Here is a 6354-nt window from a genome sequence, read left to right as displayed (position 1 = left end):
GGCGAATATTGAAAGCCTTGCGCGACAATCCGGCGCTATTTCGCCACATTTCTACGAGGATTTTAACTATTGGTTTTAATCCTATATCAATGTTACGGAGCGCCATCCCGTCACTGCATACAGCCGGAAATAAGCACCATCCAGGATGCTTTATTTATGCTGCTTTTGCAGGAGGAGCTAGATATACAAAAAAGGATATAAATCTAACGTAGCCAATTAATTGGAAAAGCATACTATGCCATAACTCAAAAAAACGGGAGCATGTACGCAACATTTAACAACGAATGATACTATAGCAGTACTCAAATCCGAGAATAATCAAACTAATCTAAGAGAGGAATATCACTGCAGAGAAGAAATGACACCGAGGAGAACCCTGAAAACACAATTACCAGGGTCAGGACCCCACGCAAAGAGAACAAAGAAGTGCTTGCGATAGTAGAGAACATGCTTGGGGCAAACAGAGTAAAGCTCAGATGCATGGACGGTGTGGTGAGAATGGGCAGGATACCCGGCTCCATGAAAAAGAAGACATGGATACGCGAAGGAGATATTGTTATAGCAGTACCATGGGACTTCCAGGATGAAAAGGCAGACGTCATCTGGAAATATACACGTCCGCAGGTGAACTGGCTGGAGCGGAAAGGATACCTTAAAGGCTAACCCTTATGAAAAAAGAAGTAACCCGGAAAGTTGAGCGGATCGACACACAGGTCGACGAGATGCGCGTAAGGCGCAAAGACAGCAATGCGCTTAAAGTAATCGAGAATGTATTTGACGACGCAACTCTCAAGACCCTGTACACCATCTCCAACAAAGGCATAATAAAAGCTCTGGGAGGGTCCATCAGCACCGGGAAAGAAGCAAACGTGTTCCTCGCGGAGGGAGAGGACAGGAACCTGGCAGTCAAGATATACAGGATATCCTCAAGCACGTTCAACTCCATGGAGGAATATATACTGGGAGACCCCAGGTTCCGCAATGTAAGACATTCCAAGCGCGATATCATCTTTGCCTGGACAAAGAAAGAGCATCGCAATCTGGAACGCGCCATAGAGGCAGGAGTAAAGGTGCCTGTCCCAATCATCTCCGAACGCAACGTACTTGTCATGGAATTCATGGGAGAGGGCGAAAGATCATACCCCCAGTTAAAAGAGGCAGGCGTTAATAAAGAGAATGCCAGAGCTTTTTTTGATACGATCAGCAAGTACATAGAACTACTTTACACAAAGGCTAACCTCGTGCACGGCGACCTGAGCGAATACAATATCCTTGTTGACCCGCACACGCAGGAACCCATCTTTATAGACATGGGGCAGTCAGTCACTCTTGAGCATCCCAAATCACAGGAATTCCTGCGAAGGGATATCGAGAACATAATACGCTATTTTAAAAAATACGGAATCGATGCAGATCCCGAAAAGCTCTATTCGACCATTCGCGAGATAAAAGAGAAGGGTCAATAATAAAACAGAGCATTATAAACATACATGGTAGATTCATTATGACACACGTTAAAGTTCCCAAGGACAGAATTGGTGCCATTATAGGCCCAAAGGGCAGTGTTAAGCAGCTCATTGAAAGCAAATCCGGTGCTGAGCTTGACATCGACAGCGAGAATGGAGTGGTGGAAATAATCCCGGGAGAGGAGCCAGTGGGAGCAATGAGGGCTACGGAAGTAGTGAATGCCATTGCAAGAGGGTTCAATCCTGAAAAGACCATAGGCATGCTCGATGACGACCTGCTCATGCTTGAAGTGATAGATCTCTCAAAGATCACCGACAGCCAGAAAGACCTTCTCCGCCTGAAGGGCCGCATAATCGGCAAAGGAGGAAAGACAAGAGAGATCACGGAAAGGCTTATCGGAGTCAAGATCTCCGTTTACGGCAAGACCGTGAGCATTATAGGCGGACCTGAACAGAACCAGATAGCAAGGACATCCATAGAGATGCTGATCAACGGGGCATCTCACGGCAGTGTTTACAGTTTCCTGGAAAAGAAGAGGCAAGAGCTCCTCCAGTCGAGGATGGACTATTACTGATAAGACAGTTACATTACAGGAAAAATATTTAAATCAGTCAGGATGATATAATACCGGTGCACACATGAGAGGCTATCTTACCAGGTCCGAAATAAAGATGTACGCAATCTTTGTACTGATATTGCTGCCCATTGCAGCCCTGTGTTACAACCAAAGCCTGTCCATCGGAAGCATATCATCCTTCTGGCTGATGGCCATACTTGTTCTGATGCTTGCAGGGTCTTTCGTAGAGATACCTGTCGCAACCATGCGTTCAGTGAAGAACGAGCAGCTTTCCAGATTCGCGCCCGTGATGGAAGAGATATATGCCGTCCCCCTCGTAAAAGAGCTCAGCATCGGCAAAGAACGGGTTTTTGACACCACGATAACGCTCAACCTGGGAGGCTTTTTGATCCCTGCGATAGCCATGATCTACCTGATGTTCACACAGCCGGATGTGACGGCTCTTGAGATCATGCTGATAATCATAGTCGCAGTCACCCTCCTGTCCAGCATCGTCAACGGTGTCGGGATTGTGGTTCCGGAATACACGGGAATACTGCCTGTCCCCTTTGCACTGCTGGTCGCGCCCCAGGAAGCAGCATCAATAACATTCATTGCAGGGATGGCAGGAATACTGCTTGGCGTCATTGCCCTTACAGTGACATTCAATAAGGAAAAGTACGGCAGTGCCTACCTGAACATAGGCGGTGCCGGGAGTTTTAAGGCTGTCTATATAACAGTTCTTATCGCAAGCCTGATTTCATATTTCACCTGAGGAGGATGAACCCGTCCTCTCAGCCCTGCGCTTCTCCATCTTTGCCTGCAGTACGGTTGGCGGCAGGTTCAATGCACGGTATTTTGCTATGCCGGAATTAGTGAATCTGAAAGGCTGCGGCGTATGATCCACACGGGTAGCCCTCATTTTCTGTATGGCCATGACAGGCATAGGAGTGGTGTCAATATCATTGGTCTGGATGAAGTCCAGGAATATGACACCGTCACCAAGGAAATCGAAATCGTCGAATTGCTTCTTTTCGATGCCGTGGGTCTTTTCAGTGATCAGCAGGGAGGTGACCATATTCTTTTTCAGGAGTCTGTGAAGTCCCCTCCACGAAGTGGAAGTTCTGAAATCACCCGGTGCGGTGAAAACATTCAGCGAGTCAAAGACAACCCGGTCAGGCTTATGAGAATCGATTATCTCTATCATTTCTTCTGAGGTCAGCATGGAGATACCGAATATCTCCAGGTAGCCATCGTCAATGAACTTCCCGACATCCCAGCCAAACCTGGTAAAATGCTGCACCAGCTGCTGGGCTCTTTCCTCGAAAGAGAAGAAGATGCATCTTTCCCCATTCTTCACACCTTCCATCAGGAACTGCATCGAGAAAGTTGTCTTCCCTGTACCGGGAGGACCTGTGACAATGACAGCAAATCCTTTAGGGAAGCCACCCTCAAGGAAATCATCAAGCCCGGGAATGCCGGTACTTATACGCTTGATGATCCTGTCGATGTTCTGGGTATCCAGTTTAGCCTTGAAGCGGGTAGCATCAAGGTTCAGAAGTGCTTTTTCAAGCACCACATTTTTTGCGCCAAGTTCTTTTTCATACCTATCAAGGACTTTGATAGCATCAGCACTTAATGTAGTATGAATGGGGAATTTTGTTTTCATCACACCACCATGTACATAATAACGCATTATATATTTAAAATGTTATGGTTATACCTACATAATTAAATTATTATGTTCACAGGTCATCGTCGATATCGCCATTTTCATCATCTTCATCAACTGCCACAAGGCCCCTTCCCGGAAGGAAGCTGCCCCTGCCGCGGCTTGCAACGATTTCTCCGTCCCAGACAATTTCTCCCCTTGCAATAGTATACTCGGGAAATATACCTTCCATACCTTCATAAGGTGTCCACCCTGCCTTACTGTGCAGACGATCACCCTTTATCGTGCTTGACTTTCGCGTATCCACGATTACCAGATCCGCATCATATCCTTCGGCAAAAGTACCCTTTGAGTGACGGTCAAAGCCAAATACACGGGCAGGATTCCTGCTTGTTACATCGATCATCCTTTCCAGTGGCAGAAGGTTCCTCTTAACAGCTACCAGCATCAAAGGCAGCAGTGTCTCGACACCCGGAACACCTGATGGCGCCTTCTTGATATCAGTCTCCTTCTCAGCCTCCGTATGAGGAGCGTGGTCGGATGCGACCATATCAATTGTGCCATCGTTGAGCGCGTTCATCAGTGCCTTCACATCATGCCTGCCCCTCAGAGGAGGGTTCATCTTCCCGAAAGTGCCAAGGCGGTCCCAGTCCCCCGTGGAGAGGAAGAGATGATGGGGGGTGACCTCCGAAGTGATCCCCAGGGAAGAAGACTGGCTCTGTGCAACATACTTTTCCTTGCGCAGGAGGCCTACGGTCTCCAGAGCACTTATATGACAGAAGTGAGATCTTGTCCGGTTCTTCTTCACAAGCTTGATAGCCTTCTCAACAGCAAGTGCCTCACACAGATTGGGCCTGGCCCGGGAGTGTGACTGTGGCGAGAAATCGCTTTTCAGGTGAGCCTCACATTCCAGTCTTGTGGCCTCATCCTCCGCATGGATGCATGCCATGGCATCAAGACATGCAATGACAGACAATGCCTCATCCAGGGTTTGTTCACTAATGTTCAGTTCGCCCGTGGACTGGGCCATGAATATCTCCCCGAATGCAAAGGCTCCAAGCTCCCACAATTCCGCAAGTTTCTCAACATTCCCTGTCACTCCCCCGTATATCCCGAAATCGATGATGGACTTGCGCCTAGCCATCTTGAGCTTCTCCTTAAAGGACCTTCTGTTGATGGTGGGAGGGATAGTGTTTGGATGTTCAAGGACGGTTGTAATACCCCCGGCAGCCGCGGAACAGGAACCTGTATACCAGTCCTCCTTCTGCGTCAGTCCGGGTTCCCGGAAGTGCACATGTACGTCGATACCCGCGGGCAGGGTCAGGCAACCTTCCGCATCGATGACCTGATCCAGTCTCTGGAGGTCGATCTGCTTTCCGATCTTTGCGATCTTGCCGTTGCGGATAAGTACATCTGCTGGCTGAAGATAATTATTGAAGAAAACCCTTGTGTCCTTAATGAGAATATCAGGCATAACACCATTTATATTCTTCAGCATATATGCATGTTCTGATAGATTCGACGTATGAATTCAAGAAATCCCGACCAATGTGAAAATTACTACATATAATATATATACCCAATAGACACTATATTCTAAATATATACCTAGAGGATTAAATCGTGAAATATATATAGTAAATACATAAGCGTTATGTATAATATCCGTGTAGGTCAACTGTCAACTAAAGAAAGTATAGGGAAAGTAAACTGAAAGGTGAATTACTAAATGTCAAAAGGAATGTTAAAGGCCATTTCTGCATTTTTCATTGTATTCCTGCTCATGGCACTGGTTTTCGTGGGTATCGGATGTACGGACCGCGGAGCAACTGACGACACTGCAGGTGTTCAGGATGCAAGCTCTTCAAGCATAACAGTAAAGGGATCAGATACGGTACTGCCGCTCTCCCAGGCAGAAGCTGAGGATTTCATGATGGAGAATCAGAACGTAAGAGTATCGGTCATTGGAGGAGGTTCAGGAGTTGGGTTTACCGCTCTCATTGACGGCGAGGTCCCGATAGCAATGGCATCAAGGGAAATAAAGGACTCAGAGATACAGAAAGCCCAGCAGAGAGGAGTTAACCCGGTAGAGCACACCATCGCATGGGACGGGATCGCAGTCGTTGTAAACCCGAACAATCCCGTCTCACAGCTGACCTATGAGCAGCTTCAGGGAATATACGACGGTAATATCAGCAACTGGAAAGAAGTTGGCGGAGAGGATCGCCCAATAGCGGTCATTACCCGTGACAGCAGCTCCGGTACTTACGAGTACTTCAAGGAAGAGATACTCGTGGACAGGGAATACCGCCCTGACGCACTGGCACAGCCTGCTACAGGAGGAATAGTCCAGGAAGTATCAAGGAACAAAGGAGCGATCGGCTACATAGGCTTCGCATACCTTGATGATAGCGTAAAGGCAGTCACACTTGACGGAGGAGAAGGCTTCGTTGAAGCAACTGAAGAGAACATCCTCAGTGGAGACTACCCCCTCTCAAGACCGCTCTACTATTATACGAACGGTGAGCCACAGGGAGCAGTCAAGGAATTCATAGACTTTGTCCTGAGCCCAACAGGCCAGGCAATAGTTTCCGAGATCGGATACTTCCCTGCAGCCAACTGAAGAGGTCACAAGCTGAATTTACAAATAAGGATAGCA

At 47.6% G+C, this 6354-nt stretch carries 8 protein-coding genes; 6 read left to right on the top strand and 2 right to left on the bottom strand.

Going from position 1 to position 6354, the window contains the following annotated elements:
- The 5 genes from PV02_RS00875 to PV02_RS00855 form a co-directional block, all read left to right on the top strand.
- Positions 1-212, top strand: a 212-nt coding sequence (locus PV02_RS00875) for a hypothetical protein (RefSeq protein ID WP_256621437.1), incomplete at its 5' end; no start/stop codon positions are given.
- 127 nt (positions 213-339) lie between these two features.
- The gene (eif1A, locus tag PV02_RS00870) at positions 340-663 is read left to right on the top strand and encodes a translation initiation factor eIF-1A (RefSeq protein ID WP_256621446.1); all 324 of its coding nucleotides are present in this window, start codon (positions 340-342) and stop codon (positions 661-663) included.
- A gap of 5 nt (positions 664-668) precedes the next feature.
- Entirely contained in the window at positions 669-1466 is a 798-nt protein-coding gene (locus tag PV02_RS00865; RefSeq protein WP_256621436.1) for a serine protein kinase RIO, read from the top strand.
- Positions 1467-1504: 38 nt separating this feature from the next.
- Complete coding sequence (locus PV02_RS00860; RefSeq protein WP_256621435.1) at positions 1505-2041, top strand: KH domain-containing protein; 537 nt, start codon at positions 1505-1507, stop codon at positions 2039-2041.
- A 64-nt stretch (positions 2042-2105) separates the two neighbouring features.
- Entirely contained in the window at positions 2106-2798 is a 693-nt protein-coding gene (locus PV02_RS00855) for a DUF1614 domain-containing protein (RefSeq protein WP_256621434.1), read from the top strand.
- Here PV02_RS00855 and PV02_RS00850 read toward each other — a convergent pair.
- Both PV02_RS00850 and PV02_RS00845 read right to left on the bottom strand, forming a co-directional pair.
- Entirely contained in the window at positions 2784-3692 is a 909-nt protein-coding gene (locus PV02_RS00850) for an RAD55 family ATPase (protein WP_256621432.1), read from the bottom strand. The genes PV02_RS00855 and PV02_RS00850 overlap by 15 nt on opposite strands.
- Positions 3693-3768: 76 nt before the next feature.
- Complete coding sequence (locus PV02_RS00845; RefSeq protein ID WP_256621431.1) at positions 3769-5169, bottom strand: dihydroorotase; 1401 nt, start codon at positions 5167-5169, stop codon at positions 3769-3771.
- Positions 5170-5424: 255 nt separating this feature from the next.
- Between PV02_RS00845 and PV02_RS00840 the strand changes: the two genes are divergently transcribed.
- Positions 5425-6318 carry a PstS family phosphate ABC transporter substrate-binding protein gene (locus PV02_RS00840; protein ID WP_425438337.1) on the top strand — a complete coding sequence of 298 codons (894 nt, stop codon included), beginning with the start codon at positions 5425-5427 and terminating at the stop codon, positions 6316-6318.
- Positions 6319-6354: the final 36 nt, after the last annotated feature.

It is taken from the genome of Methanolobus chelungpuianus, from assembly GCF_024500045.1.
In the GTDB taxonomy this organism is placed as follows: domain Archaea; phylum Halobacteriota; class Methanosarcinia; order Methanosarcinales; family Methanosarcinaceae; genus Methanolobus; species Methanolobus chelungpuianus.
The sequence above is the reverse complement of the archived record's forward strand: the minus strand, read 5'-3'. Positions and strand labels throughout refer to the sequence as shown.